At 52.5% G+C, this 23,852-nt stretch carries 20 protein-coding genes and 1 pseudogene; 9 read left to right on the top strand and 12 right to left on the bottom strand.

The features are described from left to right. Positions 1 to 152 precede the first annotated feature (152 nt). Together AC6HVW_RS00975 and AC6HVW_RS00970 are read left to right on the top strand one after the other, a co-directional pair. Positions 153 to 1,745, top strand: coding sequence for an ABC transporter substrate-binding protein (locus tag AC6HVW_RS00975; protein WP_071683896.1), 1,593 nt, complete (start codon positions 153 to 155; stop codon positions 1,743 to 1,745). Between the two features lie 149 nt (positions 1,746 to 1,894). Beyond that, on the top strand, positions 1,895 to 2,332 hold the full coding sequence (locus AC6HVW_RS00970) for a hypothetical protein (protein ID WP_497569236.1): 438 nt from the start codon (positions 1,895 to 1,897) through the stop codon (positions 2,330 to 2,332). 85 nt (positions 2,333 to 2,417) lie between these two features. On the opposite strand, the gene AC6HVW_RS00965 is transcribed toward AC6HVW_RS00970, so the two are convergent. The 3 genes and pseudogenes from AC6HVW_RS00965 to AC6HVW_RS00955 all read right to left on the bottom strand — a co-directional run. Further along, positions 2,418 to 3,677, bottom strand: coding sequence for a type II toxin-antitoxin system HipA family toxin (locus AC6HVW_RS00965; protein ID WP_071683897.1), 1,260 nt, complete (start codon positions 3,675 to 3,677; stop codon positions 2,418 to 2,420). Continuing rightward, positions 3,670 to 3,987 carry a helix-turn-helix domain-containing protein gene (locus AC6HVW_RS00960; RefSeq protein ID WP_024485815.1) on the bottom strand — a complete coding sequence of 106 codons (318 nt, stop codon included), beginning with the start codon at positions 3,985 to 3,987 and terminating at the stop codon, positions 3,670 to 3,672. The genes AC6HVW_RS00965 and AC6HVW_RS00960 overlap by 8 nt, the downstream gene beginning before the upstream one ends. A 220-nt stretch (positions 3,988 to 4,207) precedes the next feature. Next, positions 4,208 to 4,423: pseudogene (locus AC6HVW_RS00955) on the bottom strand (PTS sugar transporter subunit IIC); the annotation flags it as partial. An 89-nt stretch (positions 4,424 to 4,512) separates the two neighbouring features. On the opposite strand from AC6HVW_RS00955, the gene AC6HVW_RS00950 reads away from it, so the two are divergent. Then, on the top strand, positions 4,513 to 4,938 hold the full coding sequence (locus AC6HVW_RS00950) for a GNAT family N-acetyltransferase (RefSeq protein WP_497569235.1): 426 nt from the start codon (positions 4,513 to 4,515) through the stop codon (positions 4,936 to 4,938). Between the two features lie 8 nt (positions 4,939 to 4,946). On the opposite strand, the gene AC6HVW_RS00945 is transcribed toward AC6HVW_RS00950, so the two are convergent. Then, positions 4,947 to 5,675 (bottom strand): GntR family transcriptional regulator, encoded by a 729-nt coding sequence (locus AC6HVW_RS00945; protein WP_497569234.1) that lies wholly within the window; start codon positions 5,673 to 5,675, stop codon positions 4,947 to 4,949. A gap of 244 nt (positions 5,676 to 5,919) precedes the next feature. Between AC6HVW_RS00945 and pcaB the strand changes: the two genes are divergently transcribed. The 3 genes from pcaB (at position 5,920) to AC6HVW_RS00930 (ending at position 10,076) form a co-directional block, all read left to right on the top strand. Continuing rightward, entirely contained in the window at positions 5,920 to 7,272 is a 1,353-nt protein-coding gene (gene pcaB / locus AC6HVW_RS00940) for a 3-carboxy-cis,cis-muconate cycloisomerase (protein ID WP_447888470.1), read from the top strand. A 41-nt stretch (positions 7,273 to 7,313) separates the two neighbouring features. Next, a complete protein-coding gene (locus tag AC6HVW_RS00935; protein WP_186486093.1) occupies positions 7,314 to 8,738 on the top strand; it encodes a DASS family sodium-coupled anion symporter in 1,425 nt (474 codons plus the stop codon). A gap of 87 nt (positions 8,739 to 8,825) precedes the next feature. Next, positions 8,826 to 10,076, top strand: a complete 1,251-nt coding sequence (locus AC6HVW_RS00930; RefSeq protein WP_497569233.1) for an MFS transporter — start codon at positions 8,826 to 8,828, stop codon at positions 10,074 to 10,076. 23 nt (positions 10,077 to 10,099) lie between these two features. Here the strand turns inward: AC6HVW_RS00930 and AC6HVW_RS00925 are convergent, their stop codons facing one another. Then, complete coding sequence (locus AC6HVW_RS00925; protein ID WP_497569232.1) at positions 10,100 to 11,308, bottom strand: MFS transporter; 1,209 nt, start codon at positions 11,306 to 11,308, stop codon at positions 10,100 to 10,102. Positions 11,309 to 11,402: 94 nt separating this feature from the next. Between AC6HVW_RS00925 and AC6HVW_RS00920 the strand changes: the two genes are divergently transcribed. Beyond that, positions 11,403 to 11,852, top strand: a complete 450-nt coding sequence (locus tag AC6HVW_RS00920) for a winged helix-turn-helix transcriptional regulator (protein ID WP_497569231.1) — start codon at positions 11,403 to 11,405, stop codon at positions 11,850 to 11,852. Between the two features lie 2 nt (positions 11,853 to 11,854). After that, complete coding sequence (locus AC6HVW_RS00915) at positions 11,855 to 12,145, top strand: putative quinol monooxygenase (RefSeq protein WP_497569230.1); 291 nt, start codon at positions 11,855 to 11,857, stop codon at positions 12,143 to 12,145. A gap of 115 nt (positions 12,146 to 12,260) precedes the next feature. On the opposite strand, the gene AC6HVW_RS00910 is transcribed toward AC6HVW_RS00915, so the two are convergent. The 5 genes from AC6HVW_RS00910 to guaB form a co-directional block, all read right to left on the bottom strand. After that, positions 12,261 to 13,724, bottom strand: a complete 1,464-nt coding sequence (locus AC6HVW_RS00910) for a glucosyltransferase domain-containing protein (protein WP_071683905.1) — start codon at positions 13,722 to 13,724, stop codon at positions 12,261 to 12,263. Between the two features lie 13 nt (positions 13,725 to 13,737). Next, on the bottom strand, positions 13,738 to 14,649 hold the full coding sequence (locus tag AC6HVW_RS00905; protein ID WP_447888474.1) for a glycosyltransferase family 2 protein: 912 nt from the start codon (positions 14,647 to 14,649) through the stop codon (positions 13,738 to 13,740). Next, a complete protein-coding gene (locus AC6HVW_RS00900; protein WP_301178828.1) occupies positions 14,646 to 15,044 on the bottom strand; it encodes a GtrA family protein in 399 nt (132 codons plus the stop codon). The genes AC6HVW_RS00905 and AC6HVW_RS00900 overlap by 4 nt, the downstream gene beginning before the upstream one ends. Positions 15,045 to 15,170: 126 nt before the next feature. Next, a complete protein-coding gene (guaA, locus tag AC6HVW_RS00895) occupies positions 15,171 to 16,748 on the bottom strand; it encodes a glutamine-hydrolyzing GMP synthase (protein ID WP_021178837.1) in 1,578 nt (525 codons plus the stop codon). 105 nt (positions 16,749 to 16,853) lie between these two features. Further along, positions 16,854 to 18,317, bottom strand: a complete 1,464-nt coding sequence (gene guaB / locus AC6HVW_RS00890) for an IMP dehydrogenase (protein ID WP_137751186.1) — start codon at positions 18,315 to 18,317, stop codon at positions 16,854 to 16,856. 169 nt (positions 18,318 to 18,486) lie between these two features. Here guaB and xseA point away from each other — a divergent pair, with 169 nt between their 5' ends. Beyond that, positions 18,487 to 19,863 (top strand): exodeoxyribonuclease VII large subunit, encoded by a 1,377-nt coding sequence (xseA, locus tag AC6HVW_RS00885; RefSeq protein ID WP_059201520.1) that lies wholly within the window; start codon positions 18,487 to 18,489, stop codon positions 19,861 to 19,863. A gap of 101 nt (positions 19,864 to 19,964) precedes the next feature. Here xseA and AC6HVW_RS00880 read toward each other — a convergent pair whose 3' ends face one another. Together AC6HVW_RS00880 and AC6HVW_RS00875 are read right to left on the bottom strand one after the other, a co-directional pair. Continuing rightward, the gene (locus AC6HVW_RS00880; RefSeq protein WP_071683908.1) at positions 19,965 to 22,328 is read right to left on the bottom strand and encodes a glycoside hydrolase family 31 protein; all 2,364 of its coding nucleotides are present in this window, start codon (positions 22,326 to 22,328) and stop codon (positions 19,965 to 19,967) included. A gap of 11 nt (positions 22,329 to 22,339) precedes the next feature. After that, the gene (locus AC6HVW_RS00875) at positions 22,340 to 23,647 is read right to left on the bottom strand and encodes an MFS transporter (RefSeq protein ID WP_024484230.1); all 1,308 of its coding nucleotides are present in this window, start codon (positions 23,645 to 23,647) and stop codon (positions 22,340 to 22,342) included. Positions 23,648 to 23,852: the final 205 nt, after the last annotated feature.

Here is a 23,852-nt window from a genome sequence, read left to right as displayed (position 1 = left end):
TTTTGCCAACTACTGCCTTTACCGAGGCTAGCGTTGACCTCATTGTTATCGTTCGATGTTGTTTGCTGACAATGTAAATTTAATGTTATTTATTAAGCGCTTTAGTACAAGCTTTATTTTTCAGTGGTAGGCTCACCAACAGGAAGATAGTGATGATAATTAAAATTACAAAGCTTGCGCTGACCGTAGCAGCGCTCTCAATAAGCTCTGGGGTAGCAGCAAAAACGTTAGTCTATTGTTCAGAAGGTTCACCAGAAAACTTTAACCCGCAGCTCTACACCTCCGGGACCAGCGTAGATGCCAGCGCGGTGCCGATATATAACCGACTGGTGGATTTCAAAGTCGGTACCACCGAACTACAGCCTAGCCTGGCAGAAAGCTGGGACGTCAGTGAAGACGGTAAGGTGTACACCTTCCATCTGCGCCAAGGGGTGAAGTTCCAGAGCAACAAATATTTCAAGCCGACGCGCGATTTTAACGCCGATGATGTGATCTTCTCGTTTATGCGCCAGAAAGATCCAAACCATCCCTATCACAACGTTTCCAACGGCAACTACTCCAACTTCGAGAGCCTGGAGTTTGGCAAGTTAATTACCGCCATCGACAAGGTTGATGACCATACCGTGCGTTTCACTCTGGCCCATCCGGAAGCACCGTTTGTTGCCGATTTAGGCTGGTATTTCGCCTCAATTCTCTCGGCGGAATACGCCAATAGCATGTTGAAAGCGGGCACACCAGAGCGTGTGGATATGGAGCCGATTGGCACCGGGCCGTTTGAACTGAAGCAGTATCAGAAAGACTCCCGCATCCTGTTTAGCGCCTTCCCTGATTACTGGCAGGGCAAAGCGAAAATCGACCGTCTGGTGTTCTCCATCACGCCGGACGCGTCGATCCGCTACGCCAAGCTGGAAAAAAATGAATGCCAGGTGATGCCGTTCCCTAACCCGGCAGATCTGCCACGCATGCGGGAAAATAAAGACATCAACCTGATGCAAAAAGCGGGTTTGAACACCGGCTTCCTGGCGTTTAACACCCAGAAGGCACCGCTGGATAACGTGATAGTCCGTCAGGCGTTGGCGCTGGCCATCAATAAACCAGCGATCATCGAGGCAGTTTTCCACGGCACCGGCACAGCGGCGAAAAATATACTGCCACCGGGCGTGTGGAGTGCCGATGCGGATTTGAAAGATTACGATTACGATCCGGAGAAAGCCAAAGCGCTGTTGAAAGAAGCCGGCTTCGCCAACGGCATGACCATCGATCTGTGGGCAATGCCGGTTCAGCGTCCGTATAACCCGAACGCCAAGCGCATGGCCGAGATGATCCAGGCCGACTGGGCGAAAGTGGGCGTAACGGCCAAAGTAGTCACTTTCGAGTGGGGCGAGTACCTGACGCGGGTGAAAAACGGCGAGCATCAGGCCGCACTGATGGGCTGGACCACGGCAACCGGCGACCCGGATAACTTCTTTGGCCCGTTGTATAGCTGCACGTCAGCCAACGGCGGTTCTAACTCGTCGAAGTGGTGCTATCAGCCGTTTGATAAGTTGATCCTGGAAGCTCGCGCCGAAAGTAACCACGAAAAACGTGTAGCGCTGTACAAAGAAGCCCAGCAGATGATGCACGATCAGATGCCTGCGGTGATGATTGCCCACTCGACGATTTTTGAGCCGGTGCGCAAAGAGGTCACCGGATACGAAATCGACCCGTTCGGCAAACACATTTTCTATCAGGTCGATGTGAAGTAAACGCTGACGCTTGTAAAGATGACTCAGGGCTTCAAACCGAAAGGAATGAAGCCTTTTTGTTCCGCTGCCTGCATGACTAGATCGATCCTAATTATGTACGCAGCCCATGGCAAGAGTCCGCCGAACTGCTCTACAGCGGTAAGGCAGCCATGATGATCATGGGGGACTGGGCTAAAGACGAACGGATGCAGATGGGCGCCGTGCCGGGGAAAGATTTTCTGTGCGTCGCGACACCTGACAGTGAAGGCTATTTTATCTACGGCATCGACAGCTTTGCCATTTTGCAGCAGAACGGCAACGCCACAGCCATTGAGGCACAGTGCCACTTGGCGAATGTGCTTATGGATCCCGATTTCCAACGTCGTTTTAATCAGATCAAAGGGTCAATTCCGGCACGTACCGATATCGACATGAGCACCTTTGATGTTTGCGCACAAAAAGCTGCCAAGCTGTTCAAGAGTGCAGGAGCCGCCGACCGTTTACTACCGAGCATGGCACACTCAATGGCGGTGGATGTACAGACGAAAGAGGTGTTTTTCCGCGTGCTGAATGACTTTTTCACCTATCCCGATATGTCTGCCAAGTAGGCGGTAGCTCAGTTAAACACTGCGTTGATTGCAGTGAAGGGGTTATAACCTTCGGGCCGTTGCCCTTGAGTACTTAACCCCAGATTTAGCGTAGCAGATCGATGTTTTCGTCAATGCGATGTTGAATAGTGCGCAGGGTATCTTGCGTGATCGCACTTGGGAACATGTTGCGAGCTATAGTCGTAAACTGGCTGGCCACATCACACATTCGATCAATGATGCTGCCAGCCGTATCCATTGGGACTTCTGCTTCATCCGCCAGGGCTAGCAGACCTTCTCGGTATATCGCCAAAGCCTCGCCCATCACGTCCATCTGATGGTATCCGCCCGGCCCCTCACAAAAAGTCACATCGTAGGCCGGTGCTAACGTCCATTCACCGATCGATGACATGATGTAGGAAAAATTCTTGGGGTGGTCGTCTCGGTTGTTGAACACAATATTGAAGACTACACGCTCAAACGCGAGCGCCTTCTGCCGCATATCATTGGTACATAACTGAGTGGCACGCAAGAAATTTACGTAGTCCAAAGTTCCAGCAGTTTGGTAATCGGCTCCGGTAAACGCGGCAAGACTTTGCATGGGCACGCGTAGGCCGTCTTGGCGATCAAAGCGTTTGATCGCAAAGGCCGCTAACCCATCAGGCAGGGTGAAATGCTGAGTATCGGGGGTTTGGATACCGCACGTGCGCAAGCATTCGGCATAGACCATTTCGATGGCGCACACTTCGGGATGCTCTTGTTTGGCCGGAAACTTGATCAGCCAGGCTTCAAATCCTGGTATGGAAGCGGTGGTAAATGTTCCGTTTTGAGGATCGCGATAAACCAGGGCCTTTGGCCTGGCACCTTGCGGAGAACCGCCCACCAACAGCAATTGCTGCAGGAACTCCCCTCCCTCACCATTGAGCACTTCCTGTACTTCTGCGGCCAGCCGCTCAACGGCAAGATGCACTTCAGGCACTAGTCCCTCGAGTGCCACAGGCTCGAACGACATTGCCCCCATGGCATTATTGCCAATGTAGGCCAAGCGTTCTAATGGGCCAATACGTGCTGGATTGAGGCCGCGGCGCTTGAACAAACGATCCATCAGCAACATGCCCCAACCGTCTGGCAACGAGTCGTAGACAGGCCCAGGTAGCCCCCATTGATGGGGTGGGAAATCCCTGCGTAACTTGCCCCCCGCCAAAGGAAGTCTGAAGGAGGACAACTCTAATCCTCTATTCTTCGCCTCGTCGCTGAACTCAAACGCAATCAGCGGACGACCGGTAATCGCTGTCGTAGAAACCAGTGTGCCCCACCGCCAATGCTCACCCCAGCCATCATAATAGACATCAACCTGTTCAAGCATGAGTGAGTTTCCTCTTGGTGCGTTGACGCTTGGCACTGCTTTCATAGCGCAGAATGTCCTCCAAGCTATCCAGCTTAGGCAAGAAGAGCGCTTCCAGCTCCTTACTTCGTCCCAGCACCATGGCTACCCGGATCACGTTCTCGAAGCCCACGCTGCGCCCAGCCTCCAAATTGGACACCGTATTGACCCCAATGCCAGCGCGTGCGGCCACATCAGCTTGCGTCATCTGCAAAGCTAACCGTTCTGTACGTAGGCGCTCACACAGAAGTTTGACTATCTCACTCGGCTTACTGAGGCTTAAGTCCAACATGTTTGTCCCCCCTTAGTTAAAGCTACCTAACACACTAAATTATAGAGTTAGCCGTTACAGCCAACAAGGCCTATAACTACAAAATATTGTGTCTTATACTGATTATATTGACTTAACACACAATAAAATGGATTTATATTCCTAAATCACTCGAGAAATAAAGGGCCACCACCAGGTAGCCCGAGGGAGAGTTTCAAGCGCCGTTTCGGTCACATTGATTTCAGATGCCATCTTCCAGATCTCCCGAAGTGATTGCTGGAGCCGCAGCCTTTTTCTGCTGGTTAAAGTATTCGTAGACCGCAAACGCCACGCCCAGCACGGCTACCGGCAGCAGATTTTGTACCGGAATAAAGGTGACGAACAAAAAGCCGACGATAAAGAACGGAATAAACGACGTCTTCATCATAACCTTGAGCAACAGGCCAAAACCAACGGCGGAGTAGAAGGGATCGGCCAATGGCTGGGTACCAGCGTTGAAATGAGTTGATTGTCAGCTATAGTGCTAGCAAATCATCAGGAGCCGCCATGCACATAAGACCTTACCAAGAGGCCGATCGCCCTTTCCTGCGCAGCCTGTATCTGGCCGCTCGCCAAGCCGCCTTTACCTGGCGTGACACGCAAAATTATCGGCTGGAAGATTTTGATCGCTCAACGATTGGTGAAGAGATCTGGGTAGTCGAGCAGGACGGCAAGCTGCTCGGCTTTGTCTCGATATATCGCGCCGATAATTTTATTCATAACCTGTATGTCGACCCCCTGTTGCCGCCACAGGGCGTGGGCAGCGCGCTGTTGCATGCCGCAGAACGGACGTTTACCTCAACCGGCTCGCTCAAGTGCCTGGTGAAAAACGACAAGGCGCTGACGTTCTATCACAAGCACGGCTGGCAGATCGCCTCCACTGGCTGTGACGGCGGTGAAGAGTATTACCTGATGTATTCACCGAAAAGATAGCGTTGTCCTTAAGCTTGCGGTCTTAACACAATAGAACAAGCGTATCTGTCCGCCGGATGGATAGACACCGTCGTTTCGAACGTTTCACCATGACGGTCAACGTAACGACGAACAATTCTCAGCGCGGGTGAGCCGGGTTCAACACCAAGCACTTTGGCAATTTTCGGCGATACGCCAACGGCGGTGATGGTCTGACGAACCTCTTCACTCTTGACCCCATAATGCTTTTCAATCAGCTCACTGATCAATGCATAGGGATCGCTGCGCACCAGGCGACGTATTTTGTCATAAGTCAGGCGGGTATAGCTGTCTGTCCAGCAGATGGGCGCGTCTTTCTTTGCGCCGTCTTCACGGATACTGGCGATATGTAACCAGCGCGAACCCGGCGAACCGCCGATCACTTGAGATAGCGCCTCATCAGCCACCACCTCATCAATCTTTTTAACCACCCGAAGGTTGTTGTTGGCCAGGAAAAGCAAATCTTCCAGGCTGGCCAGCGGGTGATTCATCGCGCTGTCTGACTTTTTTTCCACTATCAGTGTGCCAATCCCCTTGCGCCTGACGATCAATCCCTGCTCGGTGATATCACGCAAAGCTTCACGGATGGTATGTCGGCTAACATCAAACTGTTCACACAGCTCCATTTCAGGTGGCAAAAACGTGCCAACCGGGTACTTACCCGAGGCAATGCTTTGCACCAGCTCACGAGCAATACGTTTATAAAGAGATTCTTTCATAGCGGTCTGGCCGTTACTCCCGAAAAAACTTTCAGATCAACCTCACAAAGCTGTAGCAAGACAGCTTTGCTCAAATGTCCGTACATTATATATTGTCCGGACATATTAAATGTACGGACATTTAAAGTAACCTGAACAGCAAGAGTCCTCGTTTCCTCGCTCCTCACGAGCTGCTGTTTAGCCACCTGTCCTATATGACATATGAAATAAATCTTACCACCATTCTTACACTCAGGGAGGCAATATGGCTTCTAATGTTCTTGATTCTATTCTGTTCCGTGACGCTTTTGGTACCCCGGAAATGCGTGCCATTTTTGATGATCGCGAGTTGGTGCGCAAGTATGTCGAAGTGGAGGTCGCTCTGGCCAAAGCCGAAGCTCGCTGTGGGGTGATCCCAGCAGAAGCCGCAGAGGAAATTGCGGCCAGCTGCAGTGCAGACACGCTGGATTTTGACCTACTGCGTCATGAAACCGAAATCGTTGGCTATCCCATTTTGCCGTTGGTGCATCAGATATCGAAGCAGGCTGGCAGCTCAGGGGGATACGTTCACTGGGGTGCAACGACACAAGATATTATGGATACCGCTGTCGTCCTGCAAATCCGCGATGCATTCGAACTTATCGAAACCGATATCAACGAACTACGCCGCATTCTGGCTGACATGGCACAGCGCTACCGAACCACCCCAATGGCCGGACGCACCCATTTGCAGCAAGCCTTGCCGATCACCTTCGGCTATAAGGCGGCAATCTGGCTCAATATGTTTGATCGGCACGCCGAACGCCTGGCGCAAGCCCGCCCGCGCGTCCTGGTAGGCCAATTCGCCGGAGCCGCCGGGACGTTGGCATCGCTGGGGGATAAGGGGCTGGCTGTGCAGCAGGCGATGATGGAAGAGCTGAAGCTGGGCACTCCTGCCTCCACCTGGCATGTCGCACGCGACGGTTTTGCCGAAGCCGTTAACCTGTTGGGTCTGATCACCGGATCGTTAGGCAAAATCGCCTATGACGTCATGCTGATGGCCTCAAACGAATTCGGCGAACTCTATGAGCCCTTCGTCAAAGGCCGTGGTGCCAGCAGTACCATGCCGCAAAAACGCAATCCTATTTCTAGTGAGCTTATGCTGGCCTGCGCTAAAGGAGTCCGTCAACAGGCTGGGTTGATGTTGGATGCGATGGTCCAGGACCTGGAGCGCGCCACCGGGCCCTGGCATGCCGAATGGATAGCCATCCCAGAAAGCTTCATTCTCAGCGCCGGTGCACTGAAGCAGGCAAGATTTATGCTCGGTGGGCTGATTGTGGATGAAGCTGCCATGGCAAAAAACCTGGACATGACGAATGGGTTGATCGTAGCCGAAGCCGTGATGATGGGGCTTGCACCTTATATTGGCCGCCAGGATGCCCATGATGTGGTGTATGACGCCTGCCGCATTGTCAATGAACAGGGAGGACGCCTCGCCGATGTGCTGAACGCGTTGCCGGCCATTGCCAGCCGTCTGCAACCAGAGCTGATTGAACAGCTTACCGACCCGACCAATTATTTGGGTATGGCACCGCAAATGGTGGATCGGGCAGTACAACATTCAGCCAAACAGGGCTAACGCATCCGCAGGAAATTCAATCCTTGTATAAGGAGATAATTATGTCAGCAGGATCACCCGACAGAAAGAAAAAAGCTATCGCCACCCTGATCCCCCTGCTTTTAGGCTTGGCGATCTGGTTTTACCCGGTACCCGAGGGATTAACACCACAGGCTTGGCAAATGTTCGCCATCTTTGCAGCAACTATTGCGGCAATTCTGACTCAACCACTGCCCTCCGGGGCAGTCATGCTGGTCGCGCTTTGCGTAGCCATTTTTACCGGAACCCTGACGGAGGCTAAAGCCTTATCCGGCTTTGCCAGTGGGACAGTATGGCTGATTTTCTGTGCTTATATCCTGTCACTGGGGTTCGTTACCTCCGGCTTGGGCAAGCGTATCGCCTATAAAATGCTGTCACTATTTGGTGGCAGCAGCCTGGGGATTGCCTACTCGCTAGGGGTATCCGATCTGATTATGGCTCCGGCCATGCCTTCGGTAACCGCCAGATCGGGAGGCATCATCTTTCCCATCGTACGCTCTATCAATGAAGTCTTAGGTTCGGCACCAGGTAAGAGCGGTAAAAAGATCGGCGACTTTCTGACTATGGTGTGCTTCCAGTTCACCCCCATTACCGGTGCCATATTTCTGACGGGTATGGCGGCGAACCCACTGGTGGGCAGTCTGGCAAAAGATTCGTTGGGGGTAGAGATAACCTGGGGTGGCTGGTTCGTGGCCGCGGTCGTACCCGCCATGGTGTGCTTTTTCCTGATGCCACTGCTGGTCTATAAGATCTTGAACCCGGAACTTAAAAAGACCCCGGAAGCGAAAGACATGGGACGCCGTGCTCTCAATGAGCTGGGTGCGATGTCAGGCGTTGAAAAAAAGGTCGCGCTGGGTTTTATCTTGGCACTGCTGGGCTGGGGCACCAGCCTGCTGACAGGATTATCGGCCACTACGGTAGGGCTGGGGCTGGCCGCCTATCTGTTTGCTACCCATGCCGTGAGTTGGAAAGACCTGCTTAAAGATCAGGCCGCGTGGGATACGGTGATCTGGTTCAGCGTCATCATCAGCCTGGCTGGCGGGCTATCCAGCCTCGGTTTTATCAGTTGGATGACCACCAAGCTCGAAACCACTATTAGCGGTTTTGGCGCAATGCAAACGTTTGTCATTCTGGGGATACTGTATATCTATGTGCATTATCTGTTTGCCACGGCCTCCGGCCATGTCGCTGCACTGTATGCACCGTTCGCAGCTACCGCCATCGCTGCTGGCGCGCCGCCGATGATGGTTGCCATCTGTTTTGGTATTTTCAGCAATCTGATGTGGGGAAATACCGAATATGGCGGCGGCCCTGGCCCCATTTACTTCGCTCAGGGATATTTTGAACGGCCACGTTTCTACAAAATCAATTTTTGCGTGGTGACGTTCAACGTCATTCTGATCTTCGTTGTCGGCCTCGCCTGGTGGAAATTGCTAGGGTACTATTGATCGCTATTACCGAATCAGGCGTCATGGAGATAGCGCCTGGTTCATTCAGGGTATTCACTACCCATAACCAACCAAGGAATAGCCATCGTGGATCCGGCTGGCGTCAATACAGGGATAGACACCTACCGCGCACAAACAAAGCGCTACGTACATCTGCTTTTTGCCCTTCAGGCGATAGGTGCATCCTCGCCTGCGATTATCATCTCACTGGGCGGATTGGTGGGTGAGACATTAAGCAGTAATAAAGCCTTATCCACGCTACCGGTCAGTCTCTTCAACATTGGCCTGGCCTTGTCGGTGTTACCTGTAGGGGCCTTGATAGCCCGCTTTGGGCGTGTTAACGCCTATACCCTTGGTGCGCTCAGTGCGTTCATCGGGGGGATAATAGCTGCATGGGGCGTCATAAACGGCTCCTTCATCCTGTTCTGTCTGGGCTGCCTGATGGCCGGGGGTTACGCGGCGTGCGTGCAAAGCTACCGTTTTGCGGTAACGGATTATGTCGCCAAACCTGAGCAACCCGTGGCGATCTCCCGGGTTATGCTCGGCGGACTGTTGGCAGCGGTAATTGGCCCACAGCTGGTGATCTGGACGCAAAACCTGTTGCCAGTTCCCCTGTCGGCCAGTTTCCTCGGGCAGTCTCTGCTGGCGTTGATTGCGTTGCTGCTTTTATGGCAAATGCGGCGCATGACCGCTCGCTTAGTGGCTCAACAAAACCCGCTTTCCGACCCCGTTCAAACAGCATCAACAGATAAAATCCGCTCTCTGGGGGAAATCGCCGGTTCATTGCGCTTTATCACCACCGCAGTGGCAGCCCTGGTCTCTTATGGGCTGATGACCTTTATGATGACCGCAACGCCGCTGGCGATGATCCATCACGGCCACAGCCTGTCCACCGCCACATTAGGTATCCAATGGCATATTCTGGCCATGTACGCGCCGGCGTTTATTACTGGCAGGCTGATATCGCGTTTTGGGCCACGTAACGTCTGCGCCAGCGGGCTATTGCTGACGGCCTGTGCCGCGGCGGTTTCCATGATAGGCACCGAGGTCATCTGGTTCTGGGGCGGATTAATCCTGCTGGGCGTCGGCTGGAACTTTGGTTTTGTCAGCGCGACCGTCATGCTGAGCGCTTGTTACACGCATCAAGAACGGCTGAAGGTGCAATCACTGAATGACTCTTTTGTGTTCGGCACCACGGCATTAGCCTCTCTGTTATCTGGGCAGATGATGCATATTCTCGGCTGGTTCTGGCTGAATATGCTGGTGTTTATCCCAGTCGTCATTGCGTTGGGATTGTTGTTTATCCAGGGTATGGCGGAAAAAAAAGCTGCTGGATAAACCTGCACTGGCGTATGGAAGGGTCAACGGCAATATTTCAGCGTACGCCACCAAAACAGCAATGCCACCAGGCTTACCGAACCACCCAACCAGCATACGCCGTGCCAGCCTGCCCACGCATAAATATGGCTACCGGCAAACGCCCCCAGCCCACTGCCAACGGCATAAAACAGCATGTAGCACCCGACCAGGCGACTGTGGGACTGCGGGTGTGCAGTGAAAATCATGCTCTGGTTGAGGACATGGATCGCCTGCCCGGCAAGATCCAGCAGGATGATACCGCCAATCAGGTACGCCATTCCTCGCTCCATCAACCCAAGCGGCAGCCAAGCGATCATCAGCAACAACAGGCACACTCCGCTAGCTGTCTGCCCCCAGCCTTGGTCAGCTAGATGCCCAGCTCTCATCGCCGCCAGCGCTCCGACTGCCCCTACCAGCCCAAATGCACCAATGGTCGAATGAGAAAAAAGAAATGGGGGTTGGCTCAAAGGGAGAACCAGCGTGCTCCAGAAGATGCTGAATGCCGCGAACATCAACAACGCCAACATACCGCGTATCTGCAAAATCCGGTCATGGCGCAACAGGCTCAGCATTGAGCTCAGCAGTTGCCAATAGCTTAACTTCAACTCGTAAGCAGGCTGCTTTGGTAATAAACGAGCCAGAACAGGAAGTAATATCAGGGTAAGAGCCGCTGAGAAAATGTAGACGGTTCGCCAACCGCCGATATCCGCCAGTAACCCAGAAAGGGTGCGCGCCAACAGTAAACCCATCACCACTCCGCCCTGAGCAGCCCCCACCACGCGTCCACGTTCCTGCGGGGAGGCCAACGTCGCGGCAAAGGCGATCAATCCCTGCGTTATCGCGGTTCCCAGCAGCCCCACCAGCAGCATAGCCGCCAGTAACGCCAAACTGCTACTAGACACCACAACCATCAGCAACGCGGCAATCAACAGTATTTGCTGCACCGCCAGCAGACGATGGCGATCCAGCAAATCCCCCAAAGGAACCACCAATAACAGCGCACAGGCGCAGCCGATCTGGGTCGCTGCAATCACCATCCCTACTCTTGCCAGGCTGATATTAAAATCCTCCACAATGGCATCAAGCAGCGGTTGCGCGTAATAAACATTGGCCACGCTGAAGGCGCAGGCTGTAGCCAACAGCAGCACCAGTGACGTAGGCAAAAGCTCGACAGACTGTGAGCGGAAGGTTTCCAGCGGTTTATCACTCATCAAGCGCCTCGTCAAAGTGGTTTCATTATTAAACTCAATGCACTTTAGTGAAAGAGGTTTTATAATGCAACCAGAATAATTCGGGAGCCGCAGCATGAAACGTAAAAGCCTTGAGGATGCTCAATGCCCGGTAGCACGAACCTTGGATGTGCTGGGTGATTGGTGGTCACTGCTGATCATCCGCGACGCCTTTGACGGCATCAGCCGGTTTAGTGAGTTTCAAAAGAATCTGGGGATGGCAAAGAATATTCTTTCCACTCGGCTACGCACGCTGGTCGCCCAGGGGATTTTGCAAGTTAGCCCTGCCGCCGATGGCAGCGCCTATCAGGAGTATTTGCTGACCGATAAAGGCCGAGATATCTTCCCGATTATCGTCGCGCTGCGCCAATGGGGAGAAGACCATCTTTTTGCGGCAGGAGAGGACTACTCACGCCTGGTGGAAAACGACAGCGGCCAGCCAATACCTCGCATGACACCAATCGGTCATGCCGGGCAAGCACTCAACTTAGGCAATACCCGAGTCGTAAAAGTGGATGAGGTATAAAAATGTTGAAAGTCATTGCCGAAGATTTTATCAAGGCTGAAGCAATAGAAACGGTGTTACCGCTTTATCAAGAGCTGGTTGAAGCCACCAAGCAGGAACCCCGCTGCATCGCCTATGATCTGTATGTCGACCAAAAGGACGCCGGGCACTTTATCTTTATCGAAGAGTGGCCCGATCGCGCGGCGTTGGATGCTCACTGCGCGAGCGAACACTTTAAACGCCTGGTGCCGTTGATCGATCAACATAAACGTAAGGATGCCAGCTATATATTGATGGATAATTTTCCTGAGTAAGCATAGATAAGTAGCAAAGCAATAACCTGAACGGCCTGAGTCGATTTGAATACCGAACTCAGGCCAGATTAACCGCTTGATGCAGATAAACCAAATTCATAGACTCAGTTAAAAATTATTGAGCCAATACAGATAGTGAATTTTTAGTGGTTCCCAATGTGACTATAGCCTCATTACCAGAAACGTATAACGAATAGTCCTTATTAGAGGATACCGGCTTAATACCTTTATCTATCATCCCTGCAAGTCTATCCATATTGGCTTGCTCATCAACGTAACCATGCAGCGTTTGCGTTAATCCCTTATTAATCAACTGGAAAGATGCAATAAACTCAGAGGCCGGGCTAAGAAAATGGCCAATCAGCGGCTTGTTTTCCATGATTAACTTGGTTCTTTCGTTAATATTCACTTGCCCAGTAGTGCCGATAGTCTCTATGTTTGGGTAGCTCAGCATTTCTCTGGCAATCATGTTAAAAACAAAGTCTTCATATTCACGCTGTGACTTTATGGCGCTACTTAGCTGAGCACTGAATGCAAAAACGGTGATTAGCGGGACGAGCGATAGATATTTTAATTTAGGAGAAAAATACATAATCGGAATGGCAATAATAACCAGTAGCACCGAAAATGAAACCAGGGTCCTTGGGAATACAGGAGCATCTTGCAGAAGGATTGTTGGCCCCATTAGAGACACCAAGAAAATAAAGCATGATAGCAAAGCGTATATCATGAATGAAATTATTCTCTTGGTATGTGCATAGTTGCTGACCATCATGAATACCAAAGCAACCACTACAGGCACCAGGAAATAGATATAAACAGGGCCGTAAAAATACGACAAAACCAGCTCTTTTAATCCCTTTATCGTGCTTAACAGTTTTTCAGCACCCTCAGCATTCGGCAAAATAATGTCCGAACGAGAGTTGTTTCTTACAGCAAAAAACAGCATGTACACAAGATAAAAACAAACAAATGTCACTGCCTTGTTTATTATTAATTTTATGGAATGAGCTATTGTAGATTCACTTTTAACTGCAATAATCATCATATCAATGGCAAGCAGGCCGATAAAAATATTCATGCATGGTTGATAGAGGGTTAGCGATAACACGCCCGCTATTATTTTTATTGAGCCTTCACGAATTATGCTGTCGTTCCTATAGGTATAGGCTAACACGGCAAGAAACAAGGCAATTACCATACCCAAAGAGTCGTATCTATAAGCAATATTTTGTAATAGATAAGGATTGAATATCAAAAGTGCCGCAACAAGTTTGGCATGCGGAACATCCATTTTAACCAAATGTTTGAAAAGCAAGAAGGAAGCGGCACCTATAAACAGACAAGATGCAATCATTGTATAGGGAAACAGGTCAAGATTGTAGCGCCCACTCGCCGATAGGATTTTCATCAGAATATCCGCAATTGGCCGCCCTAATCCACGCCATCCATATTGCCCTGTAATCGCTCGATCTAGGTCATCCCTGTAAAACACCCCAGCTTGAATAAGAGGATATATAAACAGCAGAGCCAAGCCTGAATACAAGGCCAATGTTTTTTTATCGTCTTTGCAGATCATCTGATTTTCCATCTCACTTTTTAACTATGTAACGCGGCCTGCGTTTTGTTTCTATGTAAATCCGTCCAACATATTCACCTAGCACACCTATTCCAATTAGCTGCACACCTCCAAGGAAGAGGATGGAAACTATAATAGAGGAATAGCCCGGTACCGGATTGCCCCAAATTAATTTATCCAGAATCATCCATGCGCCATAAGTAAAGGATAAAGTGGCAACGAAAAAACCGATATATGCCCATACCCGTAGCGGAAAGGTCGAAAAACTGGTGATACCTTCTATCGCCAGATTCCACAGTTTCCAGCCATTGAATTTACTTGAGCCAGCAACTCGTTGGGCTCTTGAATACTCAACGATGTCAACCTTTCCACCCACCCAGCTTAATATCCCTTTCATAAACAGGTTTCTTTCGGGAAGTAATTTGATGTTATCCACGACTTCTCGAGACATAAGCCTAAAATCGCCAACATTTTCTTCTATGGCCGGTTTGCTTATTTTGTTGTGAATGCGATAAAACCACTCTGCAGTTTTACGCTTCATTCTTCCATCACTCTGTCTATCTATACGTTTAGCTAAAACAACTTCCGCACCATTTTCCCATTTATTTAACAATAACGGGATAACATCTATTGGATCCTGGAGATCTACGTCGATAGGAATGATGACATCACCCGAAGATGCCTCCAAACCAGCAAATAAGGCAGGCTCTTTGCCAAAATTACGCGTGAAATTTATAACTTTTATTTTCTCATCAGCTAGCGACAAGGCTGATATTATGTTCTCTGTTTTATCATAACTACCATCGTTTACAAACACAATTTCTATATCTTTTTCTGCAAACTCTTTATATTCACGAACGGATTTATAGAAGAGAGGGATTGCTTCTTCTTCATTAAATACAGGAACTACCAACGATATTTTCATTTATCATCCTTGAATACAACTAGTTTAGAATAAATGAAGCCACATATGAGGCTTACTGCAGAAAAGGTAATCAGTGTGACTATTGGGTTAGCCTTTACTTCGTCAGCGATCCAACCTACGCAAAATGCCATGCCCCCCATAAACAGCACATACGCCATGTAGCGGACAGTAGTCGCTTCTTTTTTAAAGGTCCACCTGGCGTTTGCAAAGAACGAGAAGGTCACCGCGATGCAAAAGGCAACAACGTTGGATATTGATTGGGAAAAACCACTAAAAAACATGAGCGCAAACACAGCCCAATGAACAAAGGTGTTCAGCACACCTACAGATGCATAACGTAAAAAAATATTCAATGCGAAAAAATTCTTAAAAGTTAGTTTGCCGTATTCTGCCACCACATCATGCCGATGGCAAAACTTTCGAGGCTAACACAATGAATGCTCACTGAAAAAGAAAAATCCCCTGTAAAACAGAGGATTTTCATTCTATTCACGCTATCGAGTGAGGCTGATATTAACTTATCATTCCCACTCAATCGTCGCCGGTGGCTTCCCGCTGATATCATAAACCACACGGGAAATCCCGTTGACTTCGTTGATGATACGGTTGGAAACACGGCCAAGGAAATCGTACGGCAGGTGTGCCCAATGCGCGGTCATAAAGTCGATGGTTTCTACCGCACGCAGAGAGACAACCCAATCGTATTTACGGCCATCGCCCATCACACCAACGGAACGCACCGGCAGGAATACGGTGAATGCCTGGCTGACCTTGTTGTACAGATCGGCTTTGTGCAGCTCTTCGATGAAGATCGCATCGGCACGGCGCAGCAGATCGCAGTATTCTTTCTTCACTTCGCCCAATACGCGCACGCCCAGACCTGGCCCTGGGAACGGGTGGCGGTACAGCATGTCGTACGGCAGGCCCAGCTCCAGACCAATCTTGCGCACTTCGTCTTTGAACAGCTCTTTCAGCGGTTCCACCAGGCCCAGCTTCATCTCTTTCGGCAGGCCACCGACGTTGTGGTGCGATTTGATCACGTGCGCTTTGCCGGTAGCGGAAGCAGCGGATTCGATCACATCCGGGTAGATGGTGCCCTGAGCCAGCCACTTCACGGCGCTCTGCTTGCAGGCTTCTTCGTCGAATACTTCGACAAAGACGCGGCCAATGATCTTACGCTTGGCTTCTGGCTCATCCACACCCGCCAGCGCGCTCAGGAAACGGTTCTCTGCCGCCACGTGCACGATGTTAAGACCGAAGTGGTCACCGAACATTTCCAACACTTGGTCAGCTTCGTTCAGGCGCAGCAGGCCGTTATCTACGAATACGCAGGTCAGGCGCTTGCCAATGGCACGGTGCAGCAGCATGGCGGTAACGGATGAATCCACGCCGCCGGACAGGCCGAGGATCACGTGATCTTCGCCGACCTGCTCACGAATACGCGCAACGGCATCTTCGATGATGGTGGCAGGCGTCCACAGTGCTTCACAACCACAGATATCCAGTACGAAACGCTCCAGGATACGCTGGCCTTGGCGGGTATGGGTGACTTCCGGGTGGAACTGTACGCCGTAGAAGCGTTTTTCCTCGTTGGCCATAATGGCAAACGGGCAGGTATCGGTGCTGGCAACGGTGACGAAATCTGACGGGATAGCGGTAACTTTATCGCCGTGGCTCATCCATACGTCTAATACCGGTTTGCCTGCCGGGCTGATCGCATCTTCGATATCGCGGATCAGGGCGCTTGATTGGGTGATTTCCACCTGCGCATAACCGAACTCACGCTCGGTTGACCCCTGTACATGGCCGCCCAGTTGCATCGCCATGGTCTGCATGCCATAGCACACGCCCAATACCGGTACGCCGGCGGTGAAGACATATTCTGGCGCACGCGGGCTGTTCAGTTCGGTGGTGCTTTCCGGGCCACCGGAGAGAATGATGCCGCTTGGATTGAACTCGCGGATCTGCTCTTCGCTGACGTCCCAGGCCCACAGCTCACAGTAAACGCCAATCTCACGCACGCGGCGAGCAACCAACTGGGTGTATTGTGAACCGAAATCCAGGATCAGGATGCGATGCTTATGAATATTTTTTGTCATGTGAGGCAAATTCCAGCAACAGAGAAAAAAAGCAAAAAGGGTATTTGGGATGAGAGGTTGCCCCCCTCATCCCTGCCCCTCTCCCGCAGGAGAGAGGTTAAAGCATTAGCCCATGCGGTAGTTTGGTGATTCTTTGGTGATGGTCACGTCATGCACATGGCTTTCTTGAATACCGGCACCGCTGATGCGCACAAACTCGGCTTTGGTACGCAGTTCGTCGATGGTCGCACAGCCGGTCAGGCCCATGCAGGAACGCAGACCGCCCATCTGCTGATGTACGATCGCCTTCAGCATGCCTTTGTAGGCCACACGGCCTTCGATACCTTCCGGCACCAGTTTATCAGCGGCGTTATCGGTCTGGAAGTAACGGTCGGAGGAACCTTTGGACATTGCGCCCAGAGAACCCATCCCACGGTAAGATTTGAACGAACGGCCCTGATACAGCTCGATTTCGCCCGGAGATTCTTCCGTACCCGCCAGCATTGAGCCAACCATCACACAGGACGCACCGGCAGCAATCGCTTTGGCGATATCGCCAGAGAAGCGGATACCACCGTCAGCAATAACTGGGATACCCGTTCCTTCGAGTGCTTCGACCGCATCGGCGATAGCGGTGATCTGCGGAACACCCACGCCGGTTACGATACGAGTTGTACAGATAGAGCCAGGACCGATACCGACTTTCACCGCGCTCACGCCGGCTTCCATCAGGGCTTTGGCACCAGCCCCAGTTGCGACGTTGCCGCCAAGGATTTGCAGGTCTGGGTATTTGGCACGGGTTTCACGGATGCGCTGTAACACGCCTTCGGAATGGCCGTGTGAAGAGTCGATGAGCAGTACGTCAACACCGGCAGCGACCAGCGCATCAACACGCTCTTCGTTACCGGCACCAGCACCCACCGCAGCGCCTACGCGCAGACGGCCATGCTCATCTTTACAGGCGTTAGGTTTACGCTCTGCTTTCTGGAAGTCTTTAACGGTGATCATGCCCAGCAGGTGGAAGCTGTCGTCCACCACCAGCGCTTTTTCAACGCGTTTTTCGTGCATTTTTTGCAGCACGACTTCACGCGCTTCGCCTTCCTTGACGGTGACCAGACGCTCTTTTGGCGTCATCACTGCGGTGACAGGCTGAGTCAGATCGGTGACGAAGCGCACGTCACGGCCGGTAATGATCCCCACCAGTTCGTTTTCTTCGGTCACAACCGGGTAACCGGCAAAGCCGTTACGCGCGGTTAACTCTTTCACTTCAGCCAGCGTGGTGGAAGGTGTGACGGACTGTGGGTCCGTGACCACGCCGCTTTCATGTTTTTTCACCCGGCGAACTTCTTCCGCCTGGCGCTCAATGGACATGTTTTTGTGAATGAAGCCCAGACCGCCTTCCTGCGCTAGCGCAATGGCCAGGTTGGATTCGGTTACGGTATCCATGGCTGCGGACAGCATAGGGATATTCAGGCGGATGGATTTGGTCAGTTGGGTGCCAAGATCTGCGGTATTAGGCAGAACTGTGGAGTGGGCTGGAACCAGGAGAACGTCATCAAACGTTAGAGCTTCTTTTACAATACGTAGCATGGGCAATATCTCACCAAGGTGGATGCGGAAAAGATAAAATATTGCCGTGGCATTATACAGAGCGTAATCGGTTGCCTCCAGCACTTTCTTACAAAAACTCTTGATTACCTTTCGCCGAGCTGTAATATCGACCAATTAAGTGCTTGTTTTGAAATTTGATCTGGGTCACATGTCACTACCTACTTCACCGTCCATTTTTACCGTAAGCCGCCTCAATCAGACGGTTCGACAGCTGCTGGAAATGGAAATGGGGCAGATTTGGCTCTCCGCCGAGATCTCCAACTTCTCCCAGCCCTCCTCCGGCCACTGGTATTTCACGCTGAAAGATGACCGTGCCCAGGTGCGTTGTGCGATGTTCCGCAACAGCAACCGCCGCACCACCTTTCGCCCGCAAAATGGCCAGCAGGTTCTGGTGCGGGCCAGCATCACCCTGTATGAACCACGCGGTGATTACCAACTGATCGCCGAAAGCATGCAGCCTGCCGGTGACGGCCTGCTGCAACAGCAATTCGAGCAGTTGAAACAGCGCCTGGCAGCCGAAGGTTTGTTTGATCAGCAGTTCAAGCAACCGCTGCCGAGCCCGGCCAAATGCGTTGGAGTGATCACCTCCGCCAGCGGCGCGGCACTGCACGATATTTTACAGGTGTTACAGCGGCGCGATCCTTCACTGCCGATCGTGATTTACCCCACGTCCGTGCAAGGGGCAGAAGCTCCGTTGCAGATCGTTCGCGCGATAGAAACCGCCAACCGCCGTGATGAGTGCGATGTGTTGATCGTCGGGCGCGGCGGTGGCTCGTTAGAAGATTTATGGAGTTTTAACGACGAACGCGTCGCGAAGGCAATTTTTGCCAGCCGTATCCCGATCGTCAGCGCCGTTGGCCATGAAACCGACGTCACCATTGCCGACTTTGTTGCCGACCTGCGGGCACCTACCCCTTCCGCTGCGGCGGAGTTGGTCAGCCGTAATCAGCTTGAGCTGTTGCGCCAATTGCAGTCACAGCAACAGCGGCTGGAAATGGCGATGGACTATTATCTGGCGCAGCGCCAGCAGCAGTTCACCCGCATCAACCACCGTTTGCAACAACAGCATCCGCACCTGAGGCTGGCGCGGCAGCAAACGCTGTTATTCAAGCTACAGCGCCGTTTGGAAGATGGGATGCAGCAGCAATTACGGCTATCTTCTCGCCGCAGTGAACGCGCGCAGCAGCGCCTGGCGCAGGTCCAGCCGATGGGCCGAATCCACCGCTTGCAGCAGCGCGTTCAGCAGCAGGAATACCGTTTGCAACAAGGGATGGAGCGGCAGCTCAATGGCTATCGCCAACGCTTTGGCGTCGCCTGTAGTCAGTTGGAGGCGGTTAGCCCGCTGGCAACCCTGGCTCGCGGCTATAGCGTAACGCAGACACCACAGGGTGAGTTACTGAAAACCACCAAGCAGGCACAGGTTGGGGAAATGCTGAAAACCCGCCTGCAGGATGGCTGGGTGGAGAGCGTAGTCAAAACCGTCACCGTGGCGAAAAAGCCGCGTAAGAAACGCGTGGTGGAATAGCCGTTAGTGGCAGAGCCGATCGACTTCTTCTTTTTTAGGCCAAACTTCATCCCGTTTGATAGCATCCCAACCCTCAGTAGAGGGTTGGGATGTGGCATCAGTCACAGCACATAGCTATCACAACAAACCCCATTCACCCATAGTTCGCGAGTCTCACCTGCTGGCAACACAATGTTCAGCGCCTGCCACGTCGGTTTGAAATGCCCTTCACAGGTGAAGGTCAGCTCGATGCGCTGATTGTCACTCACTGCCTCCCAGCGGAGCCACAGCGCATTATTCTGCTGCCAGCCATGGCTTTCCCCGTCGTCTTCAAACAGCAGGCCTGAGGACCATCCGCAGCCCTTGGTGGGGAACAGTCGCAGTTCACGGCGATCGTCTGCCGCATTGTCTACATGCCCCAACCGTTGTGACATCGGGAGCCCGGCCCCAGCGCGCACCAGCAACGGCAAGCGCTCCAGCGGTGCCTCCAGCACTATGCTCTGGCCACCGCTGTACCATTGGCCGCTATAGAAGCAGTACCAACCATCAACGTTATCCGGCAGGTAGACTTCACGCTGGCGCTGCCCCTGCTCCACCACGCTGGCCACCAGCAGGTCGCGGCCAATCAGGAAATCATCGGTCTCACCGAAGGTGCGTTCATCGTGCTCATGATCGAGGAAGGTTGGCCGCAACATCGGCTCATCGTCATGGCTTGCCTGCCACAGCAGCGTGTAGAAGTAGGGCATCAGCCGATAACGCAGGTTGATGGCATCACGGATCATCGGCGTTGCCGCCGGGTACATCCAGGGTTCATTGACGGTAGCATCATCATTCCAGGAATGGATGGTAAAGCGCGGGTGCATCACTCCGTTTTGTACCCAACGTACCAACAGTTCCGCGTCCGGTTTATCGCCGGAGAACCCCCCCACATCGTGCCCTACGTTAAACAACCCGGACAAGCTCATCCCCACCCCCATACGGGTGTTGTAGCGCAAGGTTTGCCAACTGGTGCGGTTGTCCCCACTCCAGGTTTGCACATAGCGCTGCATACCGGCGCAGCCGGAACGCGAAATCAAATAAGGCCGCAGGTTCGGCGCAAAGCGCTTCTGTGCTTCAAGCGAGGCTCGCATCATCAGCAGCGGCATCACCGGGCGAATATGCTTGATGGCGATTGGCTTGCCGAAGCCATGGCAGCGCGCTTCTCCATCCCACACTTCATACTCGTTGTTGTCATTCCAGGTGGAATCAATCCCCATTTCCAACAGTTGCTCTGTCACCCCTTGCTGCCACCAGCGAACCGCCGCTGGGTTGGTGAAGTCGAGGTGCGAACCTTCGTCATCCCAGAAGCTGGAACGTTCTGGAGCGTCGCTTTGCGAATCGCGGATAAACAAGCCAAGTTCTGCCACCTGTTGATATTTGGGATGGTCCTGCAACAGGCAGGGTTTGATATTAGCCGCCAGCTTCAACCCAGCATCGTGAAAGGCTTGGCTAAGCTGTTTAGGCTGCGGCACCTTGTCGTAGTTCCAGTTGAAGACGTAGCGTTTGTTATTGATCGAGGTATAGCCGGAAGAGAGCTGGAACGAATCGCACGGGATGGCGTGCTGGCGGCACAGTTGGATAAACTGCTGCAACTGCTGCTGGGCATCCGGCGCGTCGGTGTAGTGCATCGTCGAGCCGCTGTAACCCAGGCTCCACTTCGGCCCAAAATGGGTTTTACCGGTCAGGCGCACGAAGGCTTTGGTGACGTCGAGCACCTTTGGCCCCAGGAACAGATAGTAATCCAGATCTCCCGCCTCGGCCTGATAGCGGCGATAGGCCAGGTGATAGTTGTCGATCTCATTACCCAGATCCAACCAGCAACTGCTCAGGTTGTCATAAAACAGGCCGAAGCTGACCTCTTCCCGGCGCGTGATGGTAAAAGGGATATGCTTGTAGAGCGGATCGGTACTGGCGGCGTTGTAGCCCATCGCGTCCAGGTTACGCATTTCAAAGCGGCGGCCAGTTCGCTCCAGATCGCCAGCCTTTTCACCTAGTCCATAGTAACGTTCGCCTTTATGGCGGCGCTGATAGTGCGCCACGCCGTCACCGTGCGCATTGAGCAGATAGGCACTGGTTGGGCGATCCGCTGCCAGTGGTAGCCATTCCCCCGCCGCGTTGCAATATTCCCATTCCAGCCATAGCGGCTGATGTATCGTCACGCGCAGCTGCGGAGTCGCTACCGTCAAACTGTCTGCCTGCTGGCTAAGTTGATAGCCCGGCAGGCCAAAACCGACGACGCTGAGGCGATCGCGTCCTTCCCAAGGCACATCCTCCTGCGGGGCGATACTCCAGGTACGATCCAGCGCCAGCTCACCATGGCGTTTGATCAGCACGCGGAACAGATTGCTTTCCAGCACGTAGAGGCAGAACAGGTGTTGCTCGTCCACCAGCAGTTCAACACGGTCCGCGTATTGCCCCGCCAGCGTCCAGTTTTTTAACGTTTTCATAATGATCCAACTTAAACAGTAGGTGAAGGTTTTTTGCCGCGCTCGGCGATCAAACCGATCAGGAACATCGCACCGATCAGATCGAAGAAGCCCATGGCGACGAAGAGCGGGTTGAAGCCGACGGTGTCGGAAACGGCACCAATCAACAGCGTAAACAGGAAGCTGGCGATCCAGGCGCTGGAGCCGCGCATACCGTTCACCGTCGCCATCTGGTTTTTATCGAAGGATTCCACCACCAGCGCGCTCAACATGCAGGAGATCACCTGGTGGCCAAAGCCACCGATGGAGATCAGCGCGATTGCGATGTAGGGATCTTTGGTGATCGCGACAAACGCCAGCGATACCATCATGAAGGCTCCGGTCACCGAGCTGGCCACCACCGAGTTCACCCGTGAACAGCCGAACCATTTGCGATACAGCGTAGTGAGATAACCACTGGCGACGCTGCCGATATCCGCCGCCAGGAAAGGCAGCCAGGCAAACATGGCGATCTGTTTAAGATCCATGCCGCGCTCGGTGGCCAGGTACAGAGGCACCCAGAAGCTGAACACCGCCCAAGCCGGTTCAGCCAGAAACGCTGGGATGGCGATGCCGTAGAATTTTTTGTTTTTGCACAGGATCGCCAACGATTTAAAGAACGGCAGCTTCGGCAGTACCGGTTCATTATCCTCGTTGATCAGATCAAACTCCTTTTGGCTCAGGTTCGGGTGCTGTTGCGGCGAGTGGTAAAACACCCACCACAGCACCACCCAGATCAGCGCCAGCGCACCAGAGAACAAGAAGGCTCCCTGCCAGCCGAAGGACACATGGGCAATCACAATGATCGGCGGAGCCAACATCGCGCCGATCGAGAAGCCAACCCCTGCCCAGCCAGCGGCAATTGGCCGTTCTTTTTTCGGGAACCAGTCAGAAATCGCTTTGGCGTTAGCCGGGGTAGCCGCCGCTTCAGCTGCCCCCATGAAGAAACGCAGGATCGCGAGTTGCAACCAGCTGCCCGCACCAGCATGCATCATGCACACTACCGCCCAGATGCTGGCACAAACCAGGAACCCCATCTTCAGACCGATGACGTCTATCAGCCACCCGCAGATAGGTTGGAACAGGGTATAGGCCAGTTGGAAGGAGGCCACCACCCAAGAATATTGCTCGGTGGTCATGTTGAGGCTGGTTTTCAGCTCAGGGGCCAAAATACCCAGCGAGTTACGGGTTATGTAGTTAACCGTGACGCCCAGCAGGAACAGGGCCAACATCCACCAGCGCAACGATTTGAATTTGCGGCGGCTGCTGGCAACTACCGTTTGATTGATTTCTACACTCATCTTGATCTCCGTGGCGACCATACGCCTTTTTGGTAGGGCAACTCTTGCTAACGGAGGTGTTAACAGCGTTATTTGTGACGTCGGCCACAAATACAACGACAATGCTGCGACAACCCTATGATTTAATGTTGTTTTACTTGTATTCCAGCCGGTAAATTGGACTGATAAATCTATAAAATTGGTGTACCAATGGAGACTAACCAGC

The organism is Serratia sp. NCCP-200 (assembly GCF_059697885.1).
Note: the sequence above shows the minus strand (reverse complement) of the source record. Positions and strands in the feature narration are given on the sequence as shown.

What these genes read in the sequence shown, in the direction of transcription:
- AC6HVW_RS00915 (WP_497569230.1), top strand. Translation starts at nt 11,855, where the DNA reads ATGTTGAAAGTCATTGCCGAAGATTTTATCAAGGCTGAAGCAATAGAA.
- AC6HVW_RS00875 (WP_024484230.1), bottom strand. Translation starts at nt 23,647, where the DNA reads ATGAGTGTAGAAATCAATCAAACGGTAGTTGCCAGCAGCCGCCGCAAA.
- AC6HVW_RS00945 (WP_497569234.1), bottom strand. Translation starts at nt 5,675, where the DNA reads ATGAAAGAATCTCTTTATAAACGTATTGCTCGTGAGCTGGTGCAAAGC.
- guaA (WP_021178837.1), bottom strand. Translation starts at nt 16,748, where the DNA reads ATGACAAAAAATATTCATAAGCATCGCATCCTGATCCTGGATTTCGGT.
- AC6HVW_RS00880 (WP_071683908.1), bottom strand. Translation starts at nt 22,328, where the DNA reads ATGAAAACGTTAAAAAACTGGACGCTGGCGGGGCAATACGCGGACCGT.
- AC6HVW_RS00950 (WP_497569235.1), top strand. Translation starts at nt 4,513, where the DNA reads ATGCACATAAGACCTTACCAAGAGGCCGATCGCCCTTTCCTGCGCAGC.
- AC6HVW_RS00925 (WP_497569232.1), bottom strand. Translation starts at nt 11,308, where the DNA reads ATGAGTGATAAACCGCTGGAAACCTTCCGCTCACAGTCTGTCGAGCTT.
- AC6HVW_RS00910 (WP_071683905.1), bottom strand. Translation starts at nt 13,724, where the DNA reads ATGATCTGCAAAGACGATAAAAAAACATTGGCCTTGTATTCAGGCTTG.
- AC6HVW_RS00975 (WP_071683896.1), top strand. Translation starts at nt 153, where the DNA reads ATGATAATTAAAATTACAAAGCTTGCGCTGACCGTAGCAGCGCTCTCA.
- AC6HVW_RS00965 (WP_071683897.1), bottom strand. Translation starts at nt 3,677, where the DNA reads ATGCTTGAACAGGTTGATGTCTATTATGATGGCTGGGGTGAGCATTGG.
- xseA (WP_059201520.1), top strand. Translation starts at nt 18,487, where the DNA reads ATGTCACTACCTACTTCACCGTCCATTTTTACCGTAAGCCGCCTCAAT.
- AC6HVW_RS00905 (WP_447888474.1), bottom strand. Translation starts at nt 14,649, where the DNA reads ATGAAAATATCGTTGGTAGTTCCTGTATTTAATGAAGAAGAAGCAATC.
- guaB (WP_137751186.1), bottom strand. Translation starts at nt 18,317, where the DNA reads ATGCTACGTATTGTAAAAGAAGCTCTAACGTTTGATGACGTTCTCCTG.
- AC6HVW_RS00920 (WP_497569231.1), top strand. Translation starts at nt 11,403, where the DNA reads ATGAAACGTAAAAGCCTTGAGGATGCTCAATGCCCGGTAGCACGAACC.
- AC6HVW_RS00960 (WP_024485815.1), bottom strand. Translation starts at nt 3,987, where the DNA reads ATGTTGGACTTAAGCCTCAGTAAGCCGAGTGAGATAGTCAAACTTCTG.
- AC6HVW_RS00970 (WP_497569236.1), top strand. Translation starts at nt 1,895, where the DNA reads ATGATGATCATGGGGGACTGGGCTAAAGACGAACGGATGCAGATGGGC.
- pcaB (WP_447888470.1), top strand. Translation starts at nt 5,920, where the DNA reads ATGGCTTCTAATGTTCTTGATTCTATTCTGTTCCGTGACGCTTTTGGT.
- AC6HVW_RS00935 (WP_186486093.1), top strand. Translation starts at nt 7,314, where the DNA reads ATGTCAGCAGGATCACCCGACAGAAAGAAAAAAGCTATCGCCACCCTG.